We start from the raw sequence: 22,791 nt of genomic DNA, 5'->3' as shown, positions 1-22,791 counted from the left end.
ACATTGCTTGCGGTCCGCGGCGCCTTCTCCGACGCTCGACGTTCCGCTCACCACCCCTGCCGGACATGATCGAAACCGACCAGCTCACCCGATGCTATGGCAACCTGACTGCGGTGGACGCACTGAGCATCCGTGTCGAACCCGGCCAGGTGCTTGGCCTGCTTGGCCCCAACGGCGCCGGCAAATCCACCGCGATGCGCATGATTGCCGGCTTCCTCGTGCCCACCTCGGGCGTGGCCCGGGTCTGCGGCCACGACGTCTGCCGCGAGCCGCTCAAGGCGAAGCGTGCGCTCGGATATCTGCCTGAGGGTGCCCCCAGCTACGGCGAGATGACGGTGCGCGAGTTTCTGCAGTTCATCGTCCGCATGCGCGGGTTCAGATCGGATACCGGCTACCGCCGCTTCGATGCAGTCGTCCAGCAGTTGCAGCTGGAAGAAGTGCTAGGGCTGTGCATTGATACGTTGTCCAAGGGCCTGCGCCGGCGCGTGGGGCTGGCCCAGGCGATCCTGCACGATCCGCCGGTGCTCATGCTGGACGAACCCACCGATGGTCTCGACCCGAACCAGAAGCATGCGGTACGTCGGCTGATCGACATGATGGCACGCGACCGCACCATCCTCATCTCCACCCATTTGCTGGAAGAGGTGCATGCGCTGTGCAACCGCGTGGTGATCATCGCTCGCGGCAAGCTGCTCGCCGACGCCACGCCGGCCGAACTGGAGGCGCGCTCGCGCTATCACGGCGCGGTGTCGTTCAGCGCACCGGGCAGCGGCATGTCGCAGGAAATGCTGGGCCGACTGCCGCAGGTGGCTGCGATCGAGGTGGATCCGCTGGACGGCCGCATCACCGTGTTTCCCAAGCTCGGCGAGCGCATTCTGGAACCGGTGGAAACCCTGCTGCGTGAGCAGGGGCTGGAGGTGTCGGAAATCCAGCTGGAACGCGGTCGCCTCGACGAGGTGTTCCGGCATATCACCACGGCAGACAGCGACGCCGCGGGGAGTTGCGCGTGAGGCCGGTCAACGCCGTCATGCGGCGCGAATTGCGCAGCTATTTCGTGACACCTGTGGCGTACGTGTTCCTGGTCATCTTCCTCGTGCTGGCCGGCATCCTCACGTTCTACGCCGGCGATTTCTACGAGCGCGGCCAGGCCGACCTGCAGCCGTTCTTCGTGATGCATCCCTGGTTGTACCTGATCCTGGTGCCCGCCATCACCATGCGCATGTGGGCGGAGGAAGCCAAGGGCGGCACGCTGGAACTGCTGCTGACCCTGCCCCTGACCTTGTGGCAGGCGATGCTGGGCAAGTTTTTCGCGGCGTGGCTGTTCATCGGGCTGGCGCTGGTGCTGACCTTTCCAATCTGGATCACCGTCAACTACCTGGGCTCGCCGGACAATGGCGTGATCCTGGCCGGCTATCTCGGCAGCTGGATGATGGCCGGCACGTTCATTGCGATAGGTGCATGCCTGTCGGCACTGACGCGCAGCCAGGTGGTGGCCTTCATCCTCACGGCTCTGGTGTGCGTGTTGCTGATCCTGATCGGGCAGCCGCAGGTGCTGGATTTCTTTTCCGGCGCGCTGCCACGCAGATCGATCAACGCGGTGGCGCACCTGTCGATGTTGCGCCATTTCGAGGCGATCGCGCGCGGCGTGCTGGATGTCCGCGACCTGCTGTATTTTCTGCTCAGCACGGTCAGTTGGCTGGTGGCCGGCGTGCTGCTGCTCGACCTGAAACGGATTCGTTGAGGCGATGTTCCGGCTGCGTCTCCCCCCCGTATTCTCCACGCCGTTGCGGCTGAGCCGGCGCCCCATCCTGTACGGTGCGCTGGTGCTGCTGGTGCTGGTGACCGTGCCCTTGATCGTGGCCAGCAGCCGCTGGTTGCGCGCGTCGCGCATCGATCTCACCACCGACCACCTGTACACGCTGACGTCGGGCACGCTGCACATCGTCGACACCTTGAAGCGGCCGCTGCGGCTGACCCTGTACTTTTCCGACCACGCCACGCGTGACCTGCCGCAGCTGCGCAGCTACGAACAGCGCGTGCGCGAAATGCTGCAGGAAGTGGTGGCCCGCTCGCGTGGGCACGTGCGCCTGCAGATCATCGACCCGGTGCCGTACTCCGACGACGAGGCCAGCGCCGAGGGCAGCGGCCTCACTGCGGCAAATGGCGGCAGCAACGGCGAGCGCGTTTTCTTCGGCCTGTCCGGCAGTGCGCTGTCCGGAGGCATCGACAGCGAGGCCACCGATGACCGCGTGCCGGAGAAGACATTGGCGATACCGTTCTTCGATCCGGCCCGCGAAGCGTTTCTGGAATACGACATCGCCAAACTGCTGTACGAGTTGAACCAGGCCAGCAAGCCGCCGATCGGTGTGATCAGTTCGCTTCGCCTCGATGGCAATCCGGTGCTCAGCGAGCAGTCATGGACGGTGATGCAGCAGCTCAGTCAGTTGTTCGATGTACGAACGATGGATCCGGCCACGCTGCACCACGTCGACGACAAGATGCAGGTGCTGCTGCTGATCCATCCACGACGATTGCCGCCCGCTGCGCAATACGCCATCGACCAGTACGTGTTGCGGGGCGGTCACCTGGTGGTGTTTGTCGACCCGGATGCGGAGCTCGACAACAGTCCCTACGGCCCGGACAGCGCCACGTACCCCGATCACGGCTCGGACCTGCCGCGATTGTTCGCCGCCTGGGGCGTGCGCTACGACCCGCACCAGATCGTGCTGGACCGCGCCCGCGCGCTGCAGATCGAGCTGGGCGGCAGCAGCCTCAATCATCCGGCCATGCTCGACCTCGGGCCGCAGGAGCTCAACCGCAACGACGTCATCACGGCCAGCCTGCAGCGCATCAATGTCTCCACCGCCGGCTATTTTGATCTGGCGGCGGATGCGAGGACGCGACTGATCCCCCTGCTGCAGAGTAGCGCCGAAGCCGAGGCGGTACCGACCCAGCGGGTGCTGGATGCCAGCAGTGACCCCACCGCGTTGCTGCAGGATTACAAGGCCGACAACGCGCACTATGTGCTGGCGGCGCGCCTGCGCGGAGTCTTCGACAGCGCATTTCCCGAGCGTGCGGGCGAGCACGGCCACCTGGCGCATTCCGCGGCCAACGCCGAGGTGATCCTGGTTGGCGATACCGATCTGCTCAGCGACCGGCTCTGGGTCGAACCGCAGACCATTCTGGGCCAGACGATGATGCGGGTCTTCGCCAACAACGGCGACTTCGTCACCAACCTGGTGGACAACCTCAGCGGGTCGTCGGCTTTGCTGTCCATCCGCGGCCGTTCCACCTCGCAGCGGCCATTTACCCGAGTGCAGGCGCTGCGCAACGTGGCCGACCAGAAATTCCTGCAGAAGGAGCGCGAACTGGAGCAGGAACTGGCCGACACCCGACGCCGGCTGGACGAGCTGCAACCGGCCAAGGGCAGCGCCGGCAGCACGGCCACCACCGAGCAGCGCCGCGAGATCGAGCAGTTCCGCCAGCGCCAGCTGGCGATCAACAAGGAATTGCGCGACGTGCAGCATCAGCTCAACGCGGAGATCGACGCGCTGGGTCTGCGCGTGAAGGTCATCAACATCGTGCTGGTTCCCGCGCTGGTGGTGCTGATCGGCCTGATCTACGGCTGGCGCCGCACCCGACACAGCCGCCGACGGCGGTGAGCGGCAATCTGCCGCAACCGCGCGCTGCCATGCCGGCAGACGTCGCCGACGCCCGGCATTATGCTGCGAGGTCGCCGGCGTCGCCGGGGCGGATGAATGCGCTGGTGCAGCTGTCGTGATGGCAATTTTTCTCAAGTGGATCGTGCCGTGGGAGTTCTCGTGGATCTTTCTCGCGAGTTTCCTGCTGACCTGCGCGTTGTACGTACGCGGCAGTCGCCGGTTGCCGGTGAGCTTCAGCCGCAAGCTGGCGTTCTGGACCGGCATGGCGATCATTTACCTGTCGCTGCATACCTACCTGGACTTCTACGCCGAGCATGAGTTCTTCATGCACCGGATCCAGCAACTGCTGCTGCACCATCTGGCGCCGCTGCTGATCGTCACCGCGTTTCCCTCCACAGTGCTGCGCGCGGGCATGCCGCTGGCGTGGCGCGTGCGCTTGCTGCGGCCACTGCGTCGCTGGTGGCCCTGGCGCGTGGTCAGCGGGGTGCTGCTGAATCCCACGGTGGCGACGCTGCTGTTCATCGCCTTCATCCTGATCTGGCTGATCCCGTCCATGCAGACGCTGGCCATGCTGGACTGGCGCATCTATCGCTTCATGAACTGGAGCATGTTGATCAGCGGTTTCGCCTACTGGTCGCTGGTGCTGGACCATCGGCCGCACCCGCCGGGCCGGATGACCGCGGGCCTGCGCGTGTTGTCGCCGGCCATCACGATGACGCCGCAGATTCTCGCCGGCGCGATCATCACCTTCTCCAAGACCGACCTGTATCCGATCTTCGAGATCTGCGGACGCGCATTCACCTTCAACGTGCTCACCGGCCAGCTGATCGGCGGCGTGATCATCTGGGTACCGTCGGCCTTGCTGGAATCGATCGGCGGCCTGATGGCGCTGCGCCAGTGGCTAGGCCTGTCACGCAACGGCCGGTTGCCAGGCAGGGCGCTGCATCGACATTCGACAGCGGCAGCTGCCAGGGCTGGCGCAGGCCGCTCCCCATAGCCTACCTGTGAGGCGAGGTTTTCCCAGGCCTTCTGGCTACCGGCTTCGCCCATCCGCCGGGCTCCTGCCGATGGCCCGTAGTCCGGACAACTTCAGTGTCCGGCGTGTTCCCCGCCAGCGTCGATGGCGTTCGCCGGGCGCGCGATGAACCTGGCGACCAGCGTGCTGCCATCCGAGAACTTGAGCGTCAGCGGGATGGAGTCGCCGGGCTTCACGGGTTTGGTCGCCCGCATCAGCATGAAGTGATAACCCGCCGGTGCCAACACCGCCTGGCCGTGAGCGGGCACGGTCACCGTGTCGACCATCGTCATGCGGCTCATGCCGCCAGCGGTGGAACTATGGTGCAGCATCACATCGGTATATCGCGTGCTGCTGGCGCCGCTCAGCGCGGCGGGCTGGTCGCCGTCGTTCTGCAGCGTGACATAGGCGCCAGCGGGCAGGTCGCCAGGCAGCACGCGGATCCACGCGTGGCTGACGCGCACGTGTTCGGCCGCGGTGGCATGGGCTCCGCCCGCGCACAGCAGGCTGCCGAGCAGCAGGGACAAGGTAATGGATTTCATCATTTGGTTCCGGTGTCGAGCAAGAGATGCAGATCGTGCACGAGATCGTCCTGCGAGGCGGATGGCGTAGCGAGCACCCGTGCCTTGCCCGCGCCGTCAAACACGTAGATCGCCGAACTGTGGGTGACCTCGTAATTGCCGTCGGCCGAGCCCGGCTCGCGGGAAAACGCCGAGCGGTAACGCTTGCTCAGCGCCTCGATCGCGCGCGCGTCGCCGGTGAGGCCGACGGCGCGCGGATCGAAGGCATGGACGTAGGCGTGCATGACATCTGGCGTATCGCGTGCCGGGTCGACACTGACGAACAATATCCGCGCGCCATCGGCCAGCGGGCCCAATCGCTGCATCACCACGTGCAGCTGTGCCAGGGTGAGCGGGCAGACGTCCGGGCAGTGCGTGTATCCGAAATACAGCAGCGCCACCTTGCCGCGGTAGTCCGCGCCGGTCACCGATTTGCCGAGATCGTCGGTGAGCTTGAAATCGAGGTCGGGCATGTGGCCGCTGATGTTGGTCAGCCGCAACGGCAACGGTTCATTCCGATGGCAGCCGGCGAGCAACAGGCCAGCGATCAGCAGCAGGGCGGGGAGAAAGATGCGGCAAGGCTTCATGCGAGAATCCGGACGATCAACCGGCCAAGCATACGACAGGGGTCGGCATGCACGGCCCGGCAACCAGGATATTCGGCAATGATGCGACAACCTGTCACCACGCGAATGGGCGTATTGGTCGGCGTGGCCGGCGCCAGTGCGGTGCTGCTCGGCGCGTTCGGCGCGCATGGCTTGCGCAGCGTGCTCGATGCGCCAAGGCTGGAACTTTGGCACACCGCGGTGAACTACCACGTCTGGCACGCGCTGGCACTGGCGTTGGCCGCGACCCTCGGACGTGGCCGCAGCGGGCGGCTCGCGATCACCGCGTTCGGCCTCGGCATCGTGCTCTTCAGCGGGAGCCTGTATGCGCTCGCACTGGGGGCGCCACGCTGGACGGGCGTCGTCACGCCGCTCGGCGGGCTCGCTTTGATCGCTGGATGGATCGCACTGGGCTGGTCGCTGAGTCGCGGTAACGATTAGTTCTTGCGCGCGTCACCGGCTTGTCATCGCGCGATGGGAGGCTGTCGGCATGAACACGCCGATGACCCTTCGTCGCAGCGCGCACCCGCGGCCACATGCACCATGGTCCTGGCGTTTGCTGCCGTGGCTGGCGCTCGCTGCGCTGATCGCCTGGGCGGCGCATCTTTACCGGCCGCATACGACAACCGGTGACGACACGGCCGACACGGCGGCGACCGTCTCGCCCCTGGTGCATTGGAAGGACGCAGGGCACGACTGGTTGCTGGTCGTCGACCCCGCCACGCGTGAACTGGTGGTCTATGACGCCAATGACGGTCGCCTGTTGCGTCGTCTGGGAGCCGCCAATGGCGCGGGAGCCATCGACTCGATCGTCGGCGAGGGGAACTGGCTCATTGCGACGAGCCGGCGTGACCCGCGCCCCCAGATTCTCGGCCTGCCCGATTTGCGGCCGGTCGCGCTGGCTGCGCGCTGATACCGCGCAGGCCGCATCTCAGCCGAGCGTCAGCGGCACTCCGACATGCAGCACCAGATCGGCGCAGAAGTGCGCCAGCATCGCGTGTTCCAGTCCGTACTTCCAGAACAGGCCGCCGGTCACCACGCCCACCAGCGCGTTGAGCACCACGATGCGGGTGATCAGTGCCGGGGTGTGCGCCATCCCGATGGCGAACGCCGCGGGCAGATGGCCTGCGCCGAACAGCAGTGCAGCGAGCACGATGGCCAGCACGAACATCCACGGCCGGGCCACGCGCCGGTTGCATCGCGCCAGCAGCCACACCATGACAGCGACGAGGAAGAGGCGACATTCCACCTCCTCCACGATGCCGCCGTAGAACGAGGCCAGGAATCCGCGCCAGGCCCAGCCTGTTGCGGTGGCGGCCTGTTCGACGGCCTCCTTCGGGCCGAGCAACGACAGTCCGGCCACCACCACGGCGGCCAGCACGCCAAGCAGCGCCGCCAGCCCCCAGTGTGGATGCCCCGCTGGATCGCGCGGACGCCGGTAGATCCATGCGCGCAGCCACGGCGCGTCCAGGCCATACGGCGTGCCCAGGCAGAGTCCCAGCCAGGCGAGCAACCAGCACAGCAAACCCGCCTGGGCGATTTGCGCGCCTGCCACGACGGGCAGCGGCAATGGCATTGCCGCAAATTTCTGCGGCATCAACGCGAGCAGGTAAGGCAGCAGGGCCAGCGTCGCCAGCGCGCCGGCGGCGCCGAACAGCAGGGCGAGCTTCAGATGGGGAGTGCGGCTCGGCAGTGTCGCAGGGGTGGCGCTCATTGCGGTTTCCTGGAGTGGGACAGCTCAGCGCAGTCGCTTGAAATACAGCAGGGTAGGCTGGGCAAGGCCGGGGCAGATCGCGGTGACCAGTTCCCAACCCAGGGCGCCTTCGCGATTGAGCGCGGCGATGCTTTCTTCGTCTGTCGGCGTCAGCGTGAGATGCAGGCCGCCGCCGCCGTGCTTGAGGGTCATGACTTTGTACTCCCACGTTGCAGACATCGTTGCGCTCCTCGATGGAATCAGCATGGATTGGAGCCGGCCTTGGTCGGCTCAGTTGTCGTCGTCCGTCATCGGCTCGCTCTTGCCGGGTTTGAGCCGGCCCGCCTTGCGCAGCGCCTCGCGCAGCACGTACTCGATCTGCGCATTGACACTGCGCAACTCGTCGTCGGACCAGCGTTGCATCGCATCCAGCACGGTCGCGCTGATGCGCAAGGGATAAGCTTTTTTCTCGGCCGCCATGCCGCTCAGTGCCGCAGGCGTCCACGCCTTGCGGCGTGGCTCGCAATGAATACGATCAGGAGAATTGCGATCGGGCTGCCCATGGCCGTCTCCTAGTACAACGTGCCGGTGTTCAGCACTGGCTGGGTGCCGCGCTCGCCGCACAGCACCACCAGCAGATTGCTGACCATGGCCGCCTTGCGCTCTTCGTCCAGCTGCACCACGCCACGCTGGCTGAGCTGTTCCAGCGCCATCTCGACCATGCTCACCGCGCCCTCGACGATCCGGGTGCGCGCGGCAATGATCGCGCCGGCCTGCTGCCGCTGCAGCATGGCCTGGGCGATCTCCTGGGCATAGGCGAGGTGGCTGATGCGCGCCTCGACCACCTGCACGCCGGCCTTGCCGAGGCGGTTCTGGATCTCGTCGCGCAGATGCGAATTGATCACCTCGCCATGGCTGCGCAGCGATGGTTGGCCGCTGTCGTGCGCATCGTAGGGGTAGCTCTGCGCCATCTGCCGCAGCGCCGATTCGCTCTGGATGTGCACGTAGTTCTCGTAGTCGTCGACGCAGAACACGGCTTCGGCGGTGTCCAGCACCTGCCACACCACCACCGCGCCGATCTCGATAGGGTTGCCGTCGCTGTCGTTGACCTTGAGCTTGCCGCTCTCGAAGTTGCGCACGCGCAGGGAGATGCGCCGCCTGGCGTAGAACGGATTGGTCCAGCGCAGGCCTTCCTGGCGCACCGTGCCGGCGTACTTGCCGAACAGCTGCAGCACCTGGCCCTCATTCGGTGCGACCTGGAAAAAGCCCTTGAGCAAAAACCCGTCGATCACCAGCAAGGCGACACCGGTCAGCATGGGCGCCGGCGCCGGGGCATCGGGACGGCCGTGAATGGTGGAGAACAGCAGTGCGACGCCGATGCCGGCCAGCACGAGGCACAGCCCGATGAAGGGTATGCCTGCGACGGAAAAACCATTGCGTTCGTTCATGAGTCTTCTCCCTGAGGTGCCGAGATTAGATATCAAATTGATATCAGTTACAAGTCCTCGCCGGTGCCCGCCCAGGGAGGCGGAAAATGGCGGCCCCATGCGCGCCCGCGCGGCCGCATACAATGCCGTTTTGCCTGCACCGGAGAACCCGATGAAGCCATTCGGCACGCCCCATTCCGACCATGCGCTGCGCGTGCTGCTGCTTGGGTCCGGCGAACTGGGCAAAGAGGTGGCGATCGAGTTGCAGCGCTACGCCGTGGAAGTGATCGCGGTGGATCGCTATGCGAATGCGCCGGCCATGCAGATCGCCCATCGCAGCCATGTGATCGACATGCTGGACGGCAAGGCGTTGCGCGCAGTGATCGAACTGGAAAAACCCGACCTGGTGGTGCCGGAGATCGAGGCGATCCACACACCGACCCTGATCGAGCTGGAGAAGGAAGGCCAGCGAGTGATCCCGACTGCCCGTGCGGCGTGGTTGACGATGGATCGCGAAGGCATCCGCAAGCTGGCCGCCGAGGAACTGAAGCTGCCGACCTCGCCGTATCGCTTCTGCGATAGCGAAGCGCAATATCGAGAAGCCGTTGCCGCGATCGGCTACCCGTTCGTGATCAAGCCGGTGATGAGTTCGTCCGGCAAAGGCCAGAGCGTGGTGCGCGGCGCCGACGAATTGCAGCACGCGTGGAACTACGCGCAGTCCGGTGGGCGTGCCGGCAAGGGCCGGGTGATCGTCGAGGGCTTCGTCGACTTCGACTACGAGATCACCCTGCTTACCGTGCGGCACGTCGATGGCGTGAGCTTCTGCGCGCCGATCGGCCATCGCCAGGAGGAGGGCGACTACCGCGAATCGTGGCAGCCGCAGCCGATGAGCGATGTGGCGCTGGCCGAAGCACAGCGCCAGGCTGCGGCCGTGACCGGCGCGCTGGGTGGCTGGGGCGTGTTCGGCGTGGAGTTCTTCGTGAAGGGCGATGCGGTGATTTTCTCCGAGGTCAGCCCGCGGCCGCACGACACCGGCCTGGTCACGCTGATCTCGCAGGAGTTTTCCGAGTTCGCGCTGCACGCGCGGGCGATCCTCGGCCTGCCGATTCCGGTGATCCACCAGTACGGGCCGTCGGCTTCGTGCGCGGTGCTGGTCGAGGGTGACGGCGCGGCGCCGCGCTACCACGGCGTTGCCGAAGCGCTGGCCGAGCCCGATACGCAACTGCGCATCTTCGGCAAACCCGAAGTGAAAGGGCGACGGCGCATGGCCGTGACGCTGGCGCGCGCCGCGTCGGTGGAGGCGGCAGTGGGCAAGGCGGTGCGTGCGGCGAGCCGCCTGCGCATCGAGTTGTGAACGCAGGGCGATGCGATAGGCTTGCTGGACACGAAAGCGGATTGAAGGAAACGGGACATGGAATCGAGCGGATTTGCGCATTGGCTGGTGCTCGTGGTGGAGCTCGGCGTGGCGTTCGCCCTGTTGCTGCTGGCGCTGGCGGTCGTGGTGCTGATGGCAACCTGGGTCGTCGACCGCAACCAGACCGGCAACGCGGTGCTGCGCAACTTCCCGGTGATCGGCCACTTCCGCTACTGGTTCCTGCACCTGGGCGAATTCTTTCGCCAGTACCTGTATTCCAGCGACCGCGAGGAGATGCCGTTCAATCGCGCGCAGCGTACCTGGGTCTACCGCGCCGCCAAGGATGCGGACAACACCAGCGCGTTCGGCTCCAGCCGCGACCTGCGTGCGGAGGGCGTGCCGTTCTTCGTCAATGCGCCGTTTCCCGATCTTGGCGTGGATCATGTCGAGCCGGTGCCGTTGACGATCGGTCCGCATGCGCGTGAGCCCTACAGCCACGCCGCGTTCTTCAACATCTCGGCGATGAGCTTCGGCGCGCTGTCGGCACCAGCGGTGCGCGCGCTGTCGCGCGGCGCGGCGAAGGCGGGCATCTGGATGGATACCGGCGAGGGCGGCCTGGCGCCGTATCACCTCGAAGGCGGCTGCGACATCGTCTTCGAGATCGGCACCGCCAAGTACGGCGTGCGCACGCCCGAGGGCAAGCTGGACGATGACAAGCTGCTGGCGATCTGCGCGCACCCGCAGGTGAAGATGGTCAGCATCAAGCTCGGCCAAGGCGCCAAGCCGGGCATGGGCGGCTTGCTGCCGGGCGCCAAGGTCACCGCCGAAATCGCCGCGATCCGCGGCATTCCGGTCGGCGAGGACTCGCAAAGCCCGAACCGCCACCTCGACATCGGCAGCGTGTCGCAGCTGATGGACAGCATCAGTCACATCCGCGAGCTCACCGGCAAGCCGGTCGGCTTCAAGGCGGTGCTCGGCGGGGTGGAATGGATCGGCGAGCTGTGTGACGAGGTGTGGAAGCGCGGCATCGCGAGCGCGCCGGATTTCATCATCGTCGACGGCTCCGAAGGCGGCACCGGCGCCGCGCCGCAGACCCTGATGGAAGGCGTCGGCCTGCCGCTGCACGAGGCGCTGCCGGCGCTGCTCGACATGTTGATCGTCAAGGGCCTGCGCGAGCGCATCAAGGTGGTGTGCTCGGGCAAGTGCATCACCGCCTACGACGTGGCGTGGGCGCTGTCGATCGGCGCGGACTTCGTCAACTCTGCGCGCGGCTTCATGCTGGCGCTGGGTTGCATCCAGTCGCTGCAGTGCAACCGCAATACATGCCCCACCGGCATCACCACGCAGAACCCGAAGCTGCAGCGCGGCCTGGTCGTGACGGACAAGAGCGAGCGCGTCTATCACTATGCGAAGAACGTGATGAAGGAGGTCGGCATCATCGCGCACAGCTGCGGCGTCAGCGAACCGCGGCAGCTCAACCGCGGGCATTGCCGGGTGGTGGGTGACGACGGCTTGTCGATTCCGCTGGAGAAGTTGTTTCCGTATCCGGCACCGGCCGAATGATCGCGCCCGCGGGCTCGTTCATATGCGCTGTGCGCACAGGCATACCTACGACATCGTGGTCCAGCCTTCGGCGGTGCGGATCTGCAGCGGCCTGAAGCGCCGCTTGTAATCCATCTTGGGATGGCTGTCTATCCAGAAACCCAGATAGAGCCACGGTATGCCGCGAAGGCGCGCCAGTTCAATCTGTTGCAGGATCGCGCAGGTACCGAGGCTGCGCGGGCCTTCGTCGGGATCGTAGAACGTGTAGACGGCCGAAATGCCGTTGAGGCAGATGTCGGTCACAGCCACGGCCAGCAGGCGTTCGCCCAGGCGCAGTTCCAGAAACAGGGTGGGGCTCCACGGCGCGGTGAGGAAACGGCGAAAATCGCTGGCCTCGGCATCATCCATGCCGCCACCGACGTGGCGGGTCTGCAGGTAGCGCTCGTACAGGGCGTGACGTTCGCGGTTGTAGCCGGGAATGGATTCGCTGATGGTGAGATCGGCGTTGCGCTTCAGGCAACGGCGCTGGGCACGGTCGGGCTCGAAGTTCGCCACGTCGATGCGGCACGGCGTACAGGCATGGCACTGCGCGCAATGCGGGAGATACAGATGGCCGCCGGCACGTCGAAAACCGCGTTCCAGCGCGGGGCCGTACAGCTGGTCGAGCTGCGGCGCGGCCGGGTCGAGCACCAGGTTCTGCGCGGTACGGTCGGCGTAGTAGCCGCACGCGTGGGGCAGGGTCTGGAACAGGCGGACTTGGTCGGAGCGGGACATGGCCCGATTCTATGCCCGTGCAGCGCCAACGCACCATCGGCAAAGTGTCAAATGAGGCGCAGGTAGCGCAGCATCACCACGGCGAAAGCGGCAAGCACCAGCAGCAACGTGATGTGCCGTGCCCGCGCCACCGTGTGCTGGCGTCGCGTGGCGGGCGTCGGATGGCGCGCTGCGGCCAGTTCCTCGCCATGGCGGATCACCGGCTCGATGCCGATCTCGCGCAACAGCGCGCGCGCGCGCGCGTAGTCGTCGGCGTGGGTGATCCAGACCTGCGCCCAGCTGTCGCGGTTGTCCTGCCGCTGCGAGTAGCTGAAACGCTGCCAGGTCGCACGGCTGTAGTTGGAACGATTGGCCACGCTGGCCTCGATGCCGTGCTCGGCCATCAGGGCGATCACGCGGTCGATGTTTTCGTGGCGAGGCGAGGTATAGATCTGGCGCATGCGTGGAGTTTACGCGATCAGTCGCTGCGAACGCGGATCAGGCCTTCCTGCGCGGTGGAGGCGACCAGCCGGCCATCGCGGCTGAAGATCTGCCCGCGCGCCAGCCCGCGGCCGCCCTGCGCGGTAGGGCTGTCGAACGAATACAGCAACCACTCGTCGACGCGGAACGCCCGGTGGAACCATAGTGCGTGATCGAGGCTGGCCATCTGCACGTTGTGGGTGAGATAGGAGATGCCGTGTGGCAACGTGGCGGTGCCGATCAGATGGAAGTCCGAGGCATACGCGAGCAGGGAACGGTGCAGGATGGCCGAGTCGCTGATTGGCGAGGTCAGCTTGAACCAGATGTGCTGGATCGGCGGGCGCTTCGCCGGGTGCCGTTCGTCGCGGGGCCACACCTGGCGAAACTCGAACGGACCATCGATGCCCATCCAGCGTTGCAGCTTTACCGGCAACCGGGCCAGCTCGTCCGGCGGCAGCGGATGCAACGGTTCCAGATCCCCGGGCGCGGGCACTTCGGGCATCGAGGTCTGGTGTTCCACGCCCTGCTCGGGTACCTGGAACGACACCGAGCCGTTGAGGATCGGCTGGCCATGCTGGATCGCCACGACGCGACGTGACGAGAACGTGCCGCCGTCGCGGGTGCGCTCCACGTTGTAGACGATCGGCGCCTCGATGTCGCCCGCACGCAGGAAGTAGGCGTGCAGCGAATGCGCCTCGCGCAACGGATCAACGGTTTCCTGTGCCGCTGCCAGGGCCTGCCCCAGGACCTGGCCGCCGAAGACGAAGCGCGTGCCGATATCGCGGCTCTGACCTCGGAACAGGTTGTCCTCCAGCCGTTCCAGCTGCAGCAGCTCGACAAGTTCGGCAACGTGGTCTTCGCTCATGGCGTGTCCTTGCAGGGGGCCGCCAGTATAACGGTGGCGGTGCCCGACCCTGCATTCAGCGGGCGCCGATCGACCCCGCGCCGACTTCGAACGTGACCGTAACTGCCGCGGGATCGAGCGCGGCGAGAAAGTCGCGTGCGTCGAAGGCCTGGCCCGCGGCGAGCGCGCCGCGAGCGCGGACGCGGCCGTCGAGAATGCGTTGCAGCGCCTCGACCAGCAGTGGCGCGGTGACGGCGTAGATGTCGCGTCCGCTGGCGATGGCGCGGCATGCGTGGTTGCCGCGGCGCACGCGCACGTCGACCGCGAAGCGCTGCACGGAGCGGCCGCTGTCGTCGGCGGCGACCGGCGCTGGTGTGGCCGGATCGCGCAAATCGCGCAGCGGGGCCAGGTTCATCCACGCGTGCAGGTTGCGGCAGGCGATGTGGTGAGGTACCACGACGGCCTCGGACAACGGCAGCAGCACCGTTTCCAGCCGCCCGAACGGTGCCGGGAAGTCGGTCTCGCGCACCGGCGCGGGGTCGGGCACGGTGCGGGTGCGGCCATGCTCGATGTACGTGCGCGGGTAATGGTTGCGCTCGCCGGTGAGGCGGGTGCCGCGCGTCGGATGCCAGCCGTCGAGCGCGACGGCGATGTCCACCGTGTCCGCGTCGGTGGCGCCGTCGAGCGCGGCGCTGGCCAGCAGATCGGCAAGGCCGCCATAGAAGGCCATTGCCGGCACCACCGTCACGCCCGCGGCTTTCGCCTCGTCATCGCGCGCCAGGACGTCGGTCACGGCACGCTGTTCCGCCGCCACATCGAGGTAGTGGATGCGTGCGCGCAGCGCCGCCTCCAGCACCGGCGCGGCGGTGTCGAGAAAGGGCCCGGCGCAATGCAGGACGGCGGCGGTGCCGGCGAAGGCGGCATCCAGCGCAGCGGGGTCATCGGTGGAGGCGACGCGGACCTCGACGTCGGCGACCGCGGCCAGTTCATGCAGCCTGGCCGCGTCGCGGCCGCAGGCCACCGGCACGAAGCCGCGGCGGCGCAGTTCGGCCAGCACGAAGCGACCGGTATGGCCGTAGGCGCCGTACACCGCGATGCGAGGGAAAGGATGTGTCGTCATGCCTGGTCTCCCTGCGCAGCCCACAGTCGCCGCGCTTCCTCGGCGATCACATCGGGGTGTTCCTCGGGCCACAACGGCTTGCTGCCCTGGCACGCGCCCAGCCAGCGGTCGAGCACACCACCGCGCCAGTGGAAGCCGTAGAGCGGGAAGCCGAACAGCGCCGCCGGCCCGCTGCCACGTTCGACGTGGGCGATGCGGCCGAATGCGGTACGGGTATAGCGGCGCGCGGCCTGGAAGCCCGCCGCTTGCATCGGTGCCGACACGGCGCCGGCCAGCGTACCCGCGGACGCGGCGAGGAAGCAGCGCCGGTTCATGCCCGGCGCTGCCAGTCGTGCGGCGAATGATGAGGTTCCGCCGCTCACGACTTCGCTTCCGCCTCGCGCAGCTTCTGCGCGCACTCCTCGCAACAGACCTCGACGGTGCGGCCGCCGATGGTGACCTTGATGGCGTTGCCGTCGAGCGGATAGTCGCAGGCGGCGCAGGTGTTCTCGTTCATGGCGTATCTCCGGTAAGGCCCGCGATCGGGCAGGCACAGGAGACCACCGGCCGGCGGCGGCGGCTGTCAGGATATTTAGCGATTCACGACGACTGCGACAGCGCGACCCGGCGGAACGCCGTGGGTGTGCGGCCGTAGGCCTGGTGGAATGCGGCGCTGAAATGGCTGTGGCTGGAGAAGCCCAGGTCCTGCGCCAGCGCGGCGACGTCCTCGCAGTCGGCCACCAGCATCGCCGCTGCAGCACACGTCGTGCACTGCGACGGTGGTCGATTGCAGCAGCGGCTGGACGTCGAACTCCGGCCATGGATGCGGCTCGAAAGGGGCGATGCGGTCTAGCGCAGTCGCTGCAGGCCGCAGGCCGGGACGATGTCGGTCCAGGGGAAGCGCGGGCCGGGGTCGAGCTTGCGGCGGACCTGCAGCGCGGGATCGTCGCTGGACGGCATCAACGCGGTGTCCAGGTCCTCATGGCCGGCGATCTGGCGAAGGTTCGGGAATTCCGCACGCAGTTGCGCCAGCAGGGCATTCAGTGCCGCGATCTGGGCTTCGCCGTACGGCTCGGTCATCTGCTGGTGGCGCGAGTCCCACCACTGCGGGTAGCGGCCAAGATTGACCAGTTCGATGCCGATCGAGCCAGGGTTGTGCCCGCGCACGTGGTTGGCCACGCGCGTGCCGGGTACGTAGCGATAGATCGCGCCGTCGCGGTCGATGTAGTAGTGCCCGCTGTTGCCGGCGCCGCTGGGGTGCAGGACTTTTTCGCCGTACTCGCGTGCCGTGGCCAGGTCCGGCAGTTCGGTGCAGTGGATCACCACCAGCTCGACCGCGCCGGCGGAACGCTCGGGCAGCACGTCGACGTAGGGCAGTGGCTGGTCACGGATGCTCAGGCTCATGCGCGGCAGTTTCGCATGCAGCAAGGCCCTGCGGAAACGCCGCCTGTTACCATGAACACCTTGCATTCTGCAGTTTTCATGGAGACCGCCATGCGCGGCCAGATCATTCTTTCCCACGGCTCGGACTCCGGCCCGGACGCCACCAAGGTGAGCGCGTTGGCGGTGCTGGCCGAATCGCTGGGTTGGCGCACGCAGCGGCCGGACTACGGCGCCGACGATGCGCGCGGCCATGCCGGCTCGGTGGAACCACGCATCGCCCGGCTGCGCGCCACCATCGCGGCACTGGATACGCCGCCCCTGCTGGTCGGTTCCAGCATGGGGGCGTTCGTGTCGGGGCTGGTCTCGCTGGACGTGCCGGTGGCCGGCTTGCTGTTGCTGGCCACGCCGAGCGAGATCCCGGGCCATGCACGCAAGTTCGATCTGCGAAGCAATGCGCCTACCCTGCTGATCCACGGTTGGCGCGACGAGGTTTGTCCGCTGGCGGGCGTGCAGGCGTTCGCCGCCCGGCGCAAGCTGCCGCTGCTGGTGCTGGACGACGACCACCGACTGAGTGGCAGCATGGACATGATCGCTGCGCAGTTCCGGCTGATGCTGGACCAGCTGGCGACCATCGCATGAGCCCGCTCCCGTCCAGGGCATTCTTCGCGACCTGCCCGAAAGGCCTCGAGTACCTGCTGCGCGACGAACTGGTCGCCATGGGTGCCGGCGACGTGCGCGAGGCGCTGGCCGGCGCGCATTTCTCCGGCACATTGGAAACCGCGTACCGCGCCTGCCTGTGGTCCCGCCTGGCCAGCCGCATCCTGCTGCCGCTGGCCGAGTTCGATGCGGTCGACGACGATGCGTTGTATCGCGGCGTGCAGGAGATCGACTGGAGCCAGCATCTCGCCGCTCATGCCACGTTCGCGGTGGATGCCGGTACCGCAATGAGCAAACTCACCCACAGCCAGTTCATCGGCTTGCGCACCAAGGACGCGATAGTCGATCAGTTCCGCCAGCGCGACGGCAACCGGCCGGGCATCGATACGGACGAGCCGGACATCCGTATTAACGTGCGTGTGCGTCGCGACCGCGCCACGCTATCGCTGGATCTGGCTGGCTCGCCATTGCACCGGCGCGGTTGGCGCGAAGAACAGGGCGAGGCGCCGCTGAAGGAAAACCTCGCCGCCGCGATGCTGCTGCGCGCGCGCTGGCCAGAGGTGTACGCCGCCGGCGGCGCGCTGCTCGATCCCATGTGCGGTTCCGGCACCTTGCTGATCGAAGGGGCGCTGATGGCGGCTGACGTGGCGCCGGGCTTGCGCCGCGAGTATTTCGGCTTTCTCGGCTGGCAGCAGCACGACATCGCGCTGTGGCGGGGCTTGCTGGATGAGGCGAAGCAGCGCGCCGAAACCGGCCTGCGCGGATTGCGCAGTGTGTTCTTCGGCAGCGACGCCGACCCGCGCATGGTGCAGATGGCCAAACGCAATGCACAGGAAGCGGGTGTCGCCGGCTTCTTCACGCTGGACAAGCAAGACGTGGCGCATGCCGCACCGCCGCCTGGTGTTGCGTATGGATTGGTGATCACCAATCCGCCGTATGGCGAGCGCCTGGGCGAACGCGCCGAGATGCCGAAGCTGTATCGCGCCCTGGGGGATGCCTTGCGTGCCCACTTCACCGGCTGGCGCGCTGCCGTGCTGGCTGGCGATGTGGAACTGGGCCGGGCGATGCAGCTGCATGCGGACAAGCGCTATGCGTTGTACAACGGCGCACTGGAAACCGTGCTGCTGACCTTCGACCTCGGCAGGCGCGACGAAGCCCCGCGCGAGCCCAAGCCACTGTCTGCCGGTGCGCAGATGCTGAAGAACCGGCTCGAAAAGAACGTCAAACACCTGCGCAGGCGGCTCACCCGCGAAGGCATCCATTGCTGGCGCGCCTACGATCAGGACCTGCCCGAGTACGCAGCCGCGATCGACGTCTACGGCGACACCGCCGGCAACGATCACTTGCACATCCAGGAGTACCGGGCACCGGCCGACGTGCCACCGGACATCGCCCGCCTGCGCCTGCGCGAGATCGCTCGCGTCGCCGGCGAGGTGCTGGGCGTGCCGCGCGAGCGCATCGCGATCAAGACGCGCGAACGCGGCAAGGGTGGTTCGAAATACGGTCAGCTCGACCAGCGCAACGAGTTCATCGAGGTGGAGGAGGACGGCCTGAAGTTTCTGGTCAACCTCACCGACTATCTGGACACCGGCCTGTTCCTCGATCACCGGCTGGTGCGCGCCAAGGTGCGCGAACTGGCGGATGGAAAATGTTTCCTCAACCTGTTTGCCTACACCGCCACCGCCAGCGTGCATGCAGCTGCCGGTGGCGCGCTTGAAACCACCAGCGTGGATCTGTCCGCCACATACCTGGACTGGGCGTCGCGCAATCTCGCGTTGAACGGGTTCAGCGGAGCCAGCCATCGACTCATGCAGTTCGACGCGCTGGAGTTCCTGCAGCGCGACCGTGGCCATTACGGTTTGATCTTTGTCGATCCACCCACCTTTTCAAACTCCAAGCGCGCCGAGGATTTCGACGTGCAGCGCGACCACGTCAAGTTGCTCGACGCCTGCAACGAACGGTTGACCCGCGATGGCGTGATCGTGTTCTCCAACAATTTCCGCCGTTTCAAGCTCGATCGGGCGGAGCTGGAGCAACGCTTCGAGATCGAGGACTGGACCGCTCCCAGCATCCCGTTCGACTTCGCCCGCCGCGCCGACATTCACGGTTGCTGGCTGCTGCGGCGACGCAAGGCCGACCCCGGGATAAATCCGTGGGATACGGCACGCATCAAAAAGTGAACGCTTCAGTCCACATTAAGTGTGATCAGCCGAGCATCCGTGCTGCACAACGGAGAGAAATCATGACTCGACATTTCAGTGGCGCGAGCAAGCTGGCGGTACTCGGTTTCGCGATGATGGCAGTGCTGGCCATGCCGCTCGGCGCGTCGGCACACGGCTGGGGTGGTGGGCACGGCTATCACGGCGGGGGCCACGGTGGTTACTACGGCGGTCATGGTTACTACGGCGGCCATGGGGGCTATTACGGCCATGGTGGCGGGCACTGGAGCGGCGGGCGCTGGATCGCCGGCGCCATCGTCACCGGCGCCGTGCTTGGCCTAGTAGCTGATTCTATGCGACCGGCGCCGGTGTATTACAGTGCGCCGGTCTATGCTCCGCCGCGCACGGTCATCTACGAAGACGGCCCGCCGATCGTGCGACGTCGCGTGGTCGAAACCCGCACCGTGGTGTACGACAATCCGCAGACGCGGTACATCCGCGACGATGGTTACGATCAGGACGACGGTTACGACGGCGACTGAGATGCACGACGTTGCCATTTGACGCAGAAGAGCCCGGCATGTCCGGGCTCTTCTGCTTTCGGCTTTCCGCATGCTGGGTCGGGCGGGGAACTAGTGGGCCGGGATGGCCGTCGGCTGGTCCGCACCGCTGCCATGGCGCTTGGCTTGCGCGCTCATTTCATCAAAGCGGGTCTTGTCGATCTTGCCGATCGACTCGATCGCACATGGCGGCTGGTTGCGCGAGCGCACGGTCTCGCCAACCTCGCCGCAGATGCGGCCCCGGTTGACGGCTGCGTTGGACCGGTTGGGCCGGAAGATCAGGCCGGCAGGCGGCATGCCCAATCGCGGACACGCGTGCTGCAAAGTCACCAGATAGCGTTTCGGTCCGGTGCGCACGATGGCAGTATGTGCGTCCACGATGTGCCACTCGTTGATCTGGGTGGTGTCGATGCACTCAGCCGCCGGCAGCGGTGATCGCGCGGCTGCGGTTTCGGACGCCTTGACGGGGCCGACATGGGTGCACGCAATGACGATGAGCAGCAGGGTGGGAGTGATCATTTTCATGGGCGTTACCTCGGTCTGTCGGGCTGGACGCGTGCCGTGGCGGGGCCACGGGGAAGGGCTTGTGCCGGCATCGGCGCAGGTGCGTCGGACGGCCGATGCAAAGTATCTGACATCCCCCTATCACAAGAAGTGAACGGCAGGCACGGCATGCTGACGGCCATGTTTTTGAACGATAAGCGCTACCCGATGCCCCGGCTTGCCGCCGCCGCTCCGGCCTTGCCGGGGCAGCAGTGACGATGACCGCCCGGCAGATGCCAGCGACATCCGCGATGGCGGCACGCTTCGACCACGTGCGCCGTCGCACGCTGGATCTATGTGTCGGCCTGAGCGCCGAGGATCTGCAGTTGCAATCGATGCCCGACGCCAGTCCCGGCAAGTGGCATCTGGCGCATACCACCTGGTTCTTCGAGCAGTTCGTGCTGGGGCGCGATCCGGCCTACCGGCCGCGCGACGCCACATGGAGCCGACTGTTCAACTCCTACTATGAGTCCGTCGGGCCGAGGCATGCGCGCCCCCAGCGCGGCCTGCTGTCGCGGCCTTCGCTGGATGACGTGCGTGGCTATCGGCACGCCATCGACGACGCGGTGCGCGACCTGCTGTCCCGCGATAGCGATCCGGAGCTTGCCACCCTGGTCTCTTTGGGCCTGCAGCACGAGCAACAGCATCAGGAGCTGTTGCTGACCGACATCAAGCACGCGCTCTGGTGCAATCCGCTGCAGCCGGCGTATCGCGCGCCGATGCCGCCGACAGCCACGGCCACCGTGCCCTTGCGCTTCATCGACGGCCACGACGGCATCGTCGAGATCGGCCATCGCGGCGACGGCTTTGCCTTCGACAACGAAACCCCGCGCCACCGCACCCTGCTGCATCCGCATGCGCTGGCCAACCGGCTGGTAACCAACGCGGAATACCTGGCGTTCGTGCGCGAGGGAGGGTATCGCGAGCCGGGCCTGTGGTTGTCCGACGGCTGGGCCACCGTGCAGCGCGAAAGCTGGCAGCACCCGCTCTATTGGCGGGATGATCTGGCCAGCGAGTTCACTCTTGCTGGCGTGCGGGCGCTCGATCCGCACGAACCGGTCTGCCATCTGAGCTACTACGAGGCCGAGGCGTTTGCGCGCTGGGCCGGTGCCCGACTGCCCACCGAGGCGGAGTGGGAGACGGCGGCGCAGCGCGTTCCCGTGGAGGGCAACCTGCAGGACGAGCAACGCTTCCAGCCGCGCGCGGCGCACGGCGATGCGGATCTGCTGCAGATCTATGGCGATGTATGGGAGTGGACGGCTTCGCCGTACATCGGTTATCCCCGCTTCCGTCCGCTGCCCGGTTCGCTGGGCGAGTACAACGGCAAGTTCATGTGTGGCCAGTGGGTCTTGCGGGGAGGTTCGTGCGTCACCCCGCGCGATCACCTCCGCGCCACCTACCGCAACTTCTTTCCACCTCACGCCCGTTGGCAATTCGCCGGGCTGCGATTGGGACAGGACCGATGAGCAGTGTGCAACCTTGTGGCGTCAGCGACGACGATCGTCGCCCGCCCGTAAACGATCTGCTGGAAATCGCCCAGCGCGGACTGGCGCTCAAGCCGAAGCGATTGCCGTCGTGGTTGTTCTACGACGAACGCGGCTCCGCGTTGTTCGACAAGATCTGCGAGCAACCTGAGTACTACCTCACGCGCTGCGAAATCGCGTTGATGGACGAACACGCGCAGGACATTGCCGATACGCTCGGCAGCGAGGTGCGCCTGGTCGAATACGGAAGCGGCAGCGCGCGCAAGACGCGCATGTTGCTGCAGCATCTGCATGCGCCCATCGCCTATGTGCCGGTGGAGCTCTCGGCCGAGCCCCTGCGGCGCAGCGTGGAGCAACTGGCGATGGACTTTCCGCAGCTGCCGCTGCAGCCGCTGTGCGCGGATTTCAGCAAGCCATTGCGGCTGCCGATTCCGCCACGGGCGCCGCGTCGCACGGTGGTGTATTTCCCCGGTTCCACCATCGGCAACTTCGAGAACCGCGAGGCCGCCGTACTGTTGCGCAAGATGCGCAACGAGATGGGCGATGCCGGCGGCATCCTGATCGGCGTCGACCTGAAAAAGGATCCGGCGGTGATCGAGGCGGCCTATAACGATCGCGCCGGCGTCACCGCCGAGTTCACCCTCAACATGCTGCGCCGGTTGAATCGCGACATCGGCAGCAATTTCGAGCTGTCGGCCTTCGCCCATCGGGCGCATTACAACCCGATGGCCGGACGCATCGAGACCCATCTCGTGAGCCGCCGCGAGCAACACGTCAAAGTGGGTCGCGTCAACGTGCCGTTCCGCGCGGACGAAGCGATCCAGGTCGAGTACAGCTGCAAGTATTCGCTGGAGGATTTTGCCGCCCTGGCGGCCAGGGCCGGCCTGGCTGTCCAGCAGGTCTGGACCGACTCCGGACGCATGTTCAGCGTGCAATATCTGGTGCGCGCCAGCACGCTGGTGCGCTGAGCG

The 22,791-nt window shown here is 66.4% G+C and carries 28 protein-coding genes; 13 read left to right on the top strand and 15 right to left on the bottom strand.

Annotated elements, in window-relative coordinates; all coding sequences use genetic code 11:
* Positions 1-65: 65 nt before the first annotated feature.
* The 4 genes from ACFPME_RS03345 to ACFPME_RS03330 all read left to right on the top strand — a co-directional run bounded on the left by ACFPME_RS03345 (position 66) and on the right by ACFPME_RS03330 (position 4,659).
* Entirely contained in the window at positions 66-1,010 is a 945-nt protein-coding gene (locus ACFPME_RS03345; protein ID WP_377301998.1) for an ABC transporter ATP-binding protein, read from the top strand.
* A complete protein-coding gene (locus ACFPME_RS03340) occupies positions 1,007-1,741 on the top strand; it encodes an ABC transporter permease subunit (protein ID WP_377301996.1) in 735 nt (244 codons plus the stop codon). Before ACFPME_RS03345 ends, ACFPME_RS03340 begins: the two co-directional genes overlap by 4 nt.
* Positions 1,742-1,745: 4 nt before the next feature.
* Entirely contained in the window at positions 1,746-3,662 is a 1,917-nt protein-coding gene (locus tag ACFPME_RS03335) for a GldG family protein (RefSeq protein ID WP_377301994.1), read from the top strand.
* Positions 3,663-3,777: 115 nt separating this feature from the next.
* Positions 3,778-4,659 carry a cytochrome c oxidase assembly protein gene (locus ACFPME_RS03330; RefSeq protein ID WP_377301992.1) on the top strand — a complete coding sequence of 294 codons (882 nt, stop codon included), beginning with the start codon at positions 3,778-3,780 and terminating at the stop codon, positions 4,657-4,659.
* A 92-nt stretch (positions 4,660-4,751) separates the two neighbouring features.
* On the opposite strand, the gene ACFPME_RS03325 is transcribed toward ACFPME_RS03330, so the two are convergent.
* Positions 4,752-5,219: a copper chaperone PCu(A)C gene (locus ACFPME_RS03325; protein WP_377301990.1), complete on the bottom strand. Its 468-nt coding sequence runs from the start codon at positions 5,217-5,219 to the stop codon at positions 4,752-4,754.
* Positions 5,219-5,824 carry an SCO family protein gene (locus ACFPME_RS03320; protein WP_377301988.1) on the bottom strand — a complete coding sequence of 202 codons (606 nt, stop codon included), beginning with the start codon at positions 5,822-5,824 and terminating at the stop codon, positions 5,219-5,221. The genes ACFPME_RS03325 and ACFPME_RS03320 overlap by 1 nt, the downstream gene beginning before the upstream one ends.
* A gap of 81 nt (positions 5,825-5,905) precedes the next feature.
* On the opposite strand from ACFPME_RS03320, the gene ACFPME_RS03315 reads away from it, so the two are divergent.
* Both ACFPME_RS03315 and ACFPME_RS03310 read left to right on the top strand, forming a co-directional pair.
* A complete protein-coding gene (locus ACFPME_RS03315) occupies positions 5,906-6,283 on the top strand; it encodes a DUF423 domain-containing protein (protein WP_377302841.1) in 378 nt (125 codons plus the stop codon).
* 49 nt (positions 6,284-6,332) lie between these two features.
* The gene (locus ACFPME_RS03310) at positions 6,333-6,755 is read left to right on the top strand and encodes a hypothetical protein (RefSeq protein ID WP_377301986.1); all 423 of its coding nucleotides are present in this window, start codon (positions 6,333-6,335) and stop codon (positions 6,753-6,755) included.
* A gap of 18 nt (positions 6,756-6,773) precedes the next feature.
* Here the strand turns inward: ACFPME_RS03310 and ACFPME_RS03305 are convergent, their stop codons facing one another.
* The 4 genes from ACFPME_RS03305 to ACFPME_RS03290 all read right to left on the bottom strand — a co-directional run bounded on the left by ACFPME_RS03305 (position 6,774) and on the right by ACFPME_RS03290 (position 8,983).
* The gene (locus ACFPME_RS03305) at positions 6,774-7,556 is read right to left on the bottom strand and encodes a CPBP family intramembrane glutamic endopeptidase (RefSeq protein ID WP_377301984.1); all 783 of its coding nucleotides are present in this window, start codon (positions 7,554-7,556) and stop codon (positions 6,774-6,776) included.
* Positions 7,557-7,580: 24 nt separating this feature from the next.
* Positions 7,581-7,775, bottom strand: a complete 195-nt coding sequence (locus ACFPME_RS03300; protein WP_377301982.1) for a DUF4177 domain-containing protein — start codon at positions 7,773-7,775, stop codon at positions 7,581-7,583.
* A 51-nt stretch (positions 7,776-7,826) separates the two neighbouring features.
* Complete coding sequence (locus ACFPME_RS03295; RefSeq protein ID WP_377301980.1) at positions 7,827-8,015, bottom strand: type II toxin-antitoxin system antitoxin; 189 nt, start codon at positions 8,013-8,015, stop codon at positions 7,827-7,829.
* 92 nt (positions 8,016-8,107) lie between these two features.
* Positions 8,108-8,983: an SPFH domain-containing protein gene (locus ACFPME_RS03290; protein ID WP_377301978.1), complete on the bottom strand. Its 876-nt coding sequence runs from the start codon at positions 8,981-8,983 to the stop codon at positions 8,108-8,110.
* 151 nt (positions 8,984-9,134) lie between these two features.
* Between ACFPME_RS03290 and purT the strand changes: the two genes are divergently transcribed.
* Entirely contained in the window at positions 9,135-10,316 is a 1,182-nt protein-coding gene (gene purT, locus ACFPME_RS03285; protein WP_377301976.1) for a formate-dependent phosphoribosylglycinamide formyltransferase, read from the top strand.
* Positions 10,317-10,373: 57 nt separating this feature from the next.
* A complete protein-coding gene (locus ACFPME_RS03280; RefSeq protein WP_377301974.1) occupies positions 10,374-11,879 on the top strand; it encodes an FMN-binding glutamate synthase family protein in 1,506 nt (501 codons plus the stop codon).
* 45 nt (positions 11,880-11,924) lie between these two features.
* Here ACFPME_RS03280 and ACFPME_RS03275 read toward each other — a convergent pair whose 3' ends face one another.
* From ACFPME_RS03275 to ACFPME_RS03240, 8 genes are all read right to left on the bottom strand, one after another.
* Complete coding sequence (locus tag ACFPME_RS03275) at positions 11,925-12,632, bottom strand: arginyltransferase (RefSeq protein ID WP_377301972.1); 708 nt, start codon at positions 12,630-12,632, stop codon at positions 11,925-11,927.
* Positions 12,633-12,679: 47 nt separating this feature from the next.
* Entirely contained in the window at positions 12,680-13,072 is a 393-nt protein-coding gene (locus tag ACFPME_RS03270) for a hypothetical protein (RefSeq protein ID WP_377301970.1), read from the bottom strand.
* A gap of 17 nt (positions 13,073-13,089) precedes the next feature.
* Complete coding sequence (locus tag ACFPME_RS03265) at positions 13,090-13,956, bottom strand: acyl-CoA thioesterase (protein ID WP_377301968.1); 867 nt, start codon at positions 13,954-13,956, stop codon at positions 13,090-13,092.
* A gap of 55 nt (positions 13,957-14,011) precedes the next feature.
* On the bottom strand, positions 14,012-15,055 hold the full coding sequence (locus tag ACFPME_RS03260; protein WP_377301966.1) for a saccharopine dehydrogenase family protein: 1,044 nt from the start codon (positions 15,053-15,055) through the stop codon (positions 14,012-14,014).
* The gene (locus tag ACFPME_RS03255; RefSeq protein ID WP_377301964.1) at positions 15,052-15,417 is read right to left on the bottom strand and encodes a hypothetical protein; all 366 of its coding nucleotides are present in this window, start codon (positions 15,415-15,417) and stop codon (positions 15,052-15,054) included. Before ACFPME_RS03255 ends, ACFPME_RS03260 begins: the two co-directional genes overlap by 4 nt.
* The gene (locus ACFPME_RS03250; RefSeq protein ID WP_377301962.1) at positions 15,414-15,551 is read right to left on the bottom strand and encodes a hypothetical protein; all 138 of its coding nucleotides are present in this window, start codon (positions 15,549-15,551) and stop codon (positions 15,414-15,416) included. The genes ACFPME_RS03255 and ACFPME_RS03250 overlap by 4 nt, the downstream gene beginning before the upstream one ends.
* Before the next feature lie 83 nt (positions 15,552-15,634).
* Positions 15,635-15,859, bottom strand: coding sequence for a helix-turn-helix domain-containing protein (locus ACFPME_RS03245; protein ID WP_377302839.1), 225 nt, complete (start codon positions 15,857-15,859; stop codon positions 15,635-15,637).
* A gap of 24 nt (positions 15,860-15,883) precedes the next feature.
* Positions 15,884-16,438, bottom strand: a complete 555-nt coding sequence (locus tag ACFPME_RS03240) for an N-acetylmuramoyl-L-alanine amidase (protein WP_377301960.1) — start codon at positions 16,436-16,438, stop codon at positions 15,884-15,886.
* 90 nt (positions 16,439-16,528) lie between these two features.
* Here ACFPME_RS03240 and ACFPME_RS03235 point away from each other — a divergent pair, with 90 nt between their 5' ends.
* From ACFPME_RS03235 to ACFPME_RS03225, 3 genes are all read left to right on the top strand, one after another.
* Entirely contained in the window at positions 16,529-17,056 is a 528-nt protein-coding gene (locus tag ACFPME_RS03235) for an alpha/beta family hydrolase (RefSeq protein ID WP_377301958.1), read from the top strand.
* A complete protein-coding gene (gene rlmKL / locus ACFPME_RS03230; protein ID WP_377301956.1) occupies positions 17,053-19,254 on the top strand; it encodes a bifunctional 23S rRNA (guanine(2069)-N(7))-methyltransferase RlmK/23S rRNA (guanine(2445)-N(2))-methyltransferase RlmL in 2,202 nt (733 codons plus the stop codon). The genes ACFPME_RS03235 and rlmKL overlap by 4 nt, the downstream gene beginning before the upstream one ends.
* 62 nt (positions 19,255-19,316) lie before the next feature.
* Positions 19,317-19,775 (top strand): hypothetical protein, encoded by a 459-nt coding sequence (locus ACFPME_RS03225; protein WP_377301954.1) that lies wholly within the window; start codon positions 19,317-19,319, stop codon positions 19,773-19,775.
* 90 nt (positions 19,776-19,865) lie between these two features.
* On the opposite strand, the gene ACFPME_RS03220 is transcribed toward ACFPME_RS03225, so the two are convergent.
* Positions 19,866-20,318, bottom strand: a complete 453-nt coding sequence (locus tag ACFPME_RS03220; protein WP_377301952.1) for a DUF6491 family protein — start codon at positions 20,316-20,318, stop codon at positions 19,866-19,868.
* Positions 20,319-20,554: 236 nt separating this feature from the next.
* Here ACFPME_RS03220 and egtB point away from each other — a divergent pair, with 236 nt between their 5' ends.
* Together egtB and egtD are read left to right on the top strand one after the other, a co-directional pair.
* A complete protein-coding gene (egtB, locus tag ACFPME_RS03215) occupies positions 20,555-21,802 on the top strand; it encodes an ergothioneine biosynthesis protein EgtB (protein ID WP_377301950.1) in 1,248 nt (415 codons plus the stop codon).
* The gene (egtD, locus tag ACFPME_RS03210) at positions 21,799-22,788 is read left to right on the top strand and encodes an L-histidine N(alpha)-methyltransferase (protein ID WP_377301948.1); all 990 of its coding nucleotides are present in this window, start codon (positions 21,799-21,801) and stop codon (positions 22,786-22,788) included. The genes egtB and egtD overlap by 4 nt, the downstream gene beginning before the upstream one ends.
* Positions 22,789-22,791 lie beyond the last annotated feature (3 nt).

The sequence above is a fragment of the Rhodanobacter umsongensis genome, assembly GCF_042654965.1.
Lineage (GTDB): Bacteria > Pseudomonadota > Gammaproteobacteria > Xanthomonadales > Rhodanobacteraceae > Rhodanobacter > Rhodanobacter umsongensis.
The sequence above is the reverse complement of the archived record's forward strand: the minus strand, read 5'-3'. Positions and strand labels throughout refer to the sequence as shown.

Excerpts from the sequence above, each read along its gene's own strand:
- ACFPME_RS03325 (WP_377301990.1), bottom strand. The coding sequence starts at position 5,219 with ATGAAATCCATTACCTTGTCCCTGCTGCTCGGCAGCCTGCTGTGCGCG.
- purT (WP_377301976.1), top strand. The coding sequence starts at position 9,135 with ATGAAGCCATTCGGCACGCCCCATTCCGACCATGCGCTGCGCGTGCTG.
- ACFPME_RS03335 (WP_377301994.1), top strand. The coding sequence starts at position 1,746 with ATGTTCCGGCTGCGTCTCCCCCCCGTATTCTCCACGCCGTTGCGGCTG.
- ACFPME_RS03290 (WP_377301978.1), bottom strand. The coding sequence starts at position 8,983 with ATGAACGAACGCAATGGTTTTTCCGTCGCAGGCATACCCTTCATCGGG.
- ACFPME_RS03345 (WP_377301998.1), top strand. The coding sequence starts at position 66 with ATGATCGAAACCGACCAGCTCACCCGATGCTATGGCAACCTGACTGCG.
- ACFPME_RS03310 (WP_377301986.1), top strand. The coding sequence starts at position 6,333 with ATGAACACGCCGATGACCCTTCGTCGCAGCGCGCACCCGCGGCCACAT.
- ACFPME_RS03280 (WP_377301974.1), top strand. The coding sequence starts at position 10,374 with ATGGAATCGAGCGGATTTGCGCATTGGCTGGTGCTCGTGGTGGAGCTC.
- ACFPME_RS03315 (WP_377302841.1), top strand. The coding sequence starts at position 5,906 with ATGCGACAACCTGTCACCACGCGAATGGGCGTATTGGTCGGCGTGGCC.
- ACFPME_RS03305 (WP_377301984.1), bottom strand. The coding sequence starts at position 7,556 with ATGAGCGCCACCCCTGCGACACTGCCGAGCCGCACTCCCCATCTGAAG.
- ACFPME_RS03240 (WP_377301960.1), bottom strand. The coding sequence starts at position 16,438 with ATGAGCCTGAGCATCCGTGACCAGCCACTGCCCTACGTCGACGTGCTG.
- ACFPME_RS03295 (WP_377301980.1), bottom strand. The coding sequence starts at position 8,015 with ATGGCGGCCGAGAAAAAAGCTTATCCCTTGCGCATCAGCGCGACCGTG.
- ACFPME_RS03235 (WP_377301958.1), top strand. The coding sequence starts at position 16,529 with ATGCGCGGCCAGATCATTCTTTCCCACGGCTCGGACTCCGGCCCGGAC.
- ACFPME_RS03260 (WP_377301966.1), bottom strand. The coding sequence starts at position 15,055 with ATGACGACACATCCTTTCCCTCGCATCGCGGTGTACGGCGCCTACGGC.
- egtD (WP_377301948.1), top strand. The coding sequence starts at position 21,799 with ATGAGCAGTGTGCAACCTTGTGGCGTCAGCGACGACGATCGTCGCCCG.
- egtB (WP_377301950.1), top strand. The coding sequence starts at position 20,555 with ATGACCGCCCGGCAGATGCCAGCGACATCCGCGATGGCGGCACGCTTC.
- ACFPME_RS03220 (WP_377301952.1), bottom strand. The coding sequence starts at position 20,318 with ATGAAAATGATCACTCCCACCCTGCTGCTCATCGTCATTGCGTGCACC.
- ACFPME_RS03270 (WP_377301970.1), bottom strand. The coding sequence starts at position 13,072 with ATGCGCCAGATCTATACCTCGCCTCGCCACGAAAACATCGACCGCGTG.
- ACFPME_RS03225 (WP_377301954.1), top strand. The coding sequence starts at position 19,317 with ATGACTCGACATTTCAGTGGCGCGAGCAAGCTGGCGGTACTCGGTTTC.
- ACFPME_RS03300 (WP_377301982.1), bottom strand. The coding sequence starts at position 7,775 with ATGTCTGCAACGTGGGAGTACAAAGTCATGACCCTCAAGCACGGCGGC.
- rlmKL (WP_377301956.1), top strand. The coding sequence starts at position 17,053 with ATGAGCCCGCTCCCGTCCAGGGCATTCTTCGCGACCTGCCCGAAAGGC.
- ACFPME_RS03320 (WP_377301988.1), bottom strand. The coding sequence starts at position 5,824 with ATGAAGCCTTGCCGCATCTTTCTCCCCGCCCTGCTGCTGATCGCTGGC.
- ACFPME_RS03275 (WP_377301972.1), bottom strand. The coding sequence starts at position 12,632 with ATGTCCCGCTCCGACCAAGTCCGCCTGTTCCAGACCCTGCCCCACGCG.
- ACFPME_RS03250 (WP_377301962.1), bottom strand. The coding sequence starts at position 15,551 with ATGAACGAGAACACCTGCGCCGCCTGCGACTATCCGCTCGACGGCAAC.
- ACFPME_RS03265 (WP_377301968.1), bottom strand. The coding sequence starts at position 13,956 with ATGAGCGAAGACCACGTTGCCGAACTTGTCGAGCTGCTGCAGCTGGAA.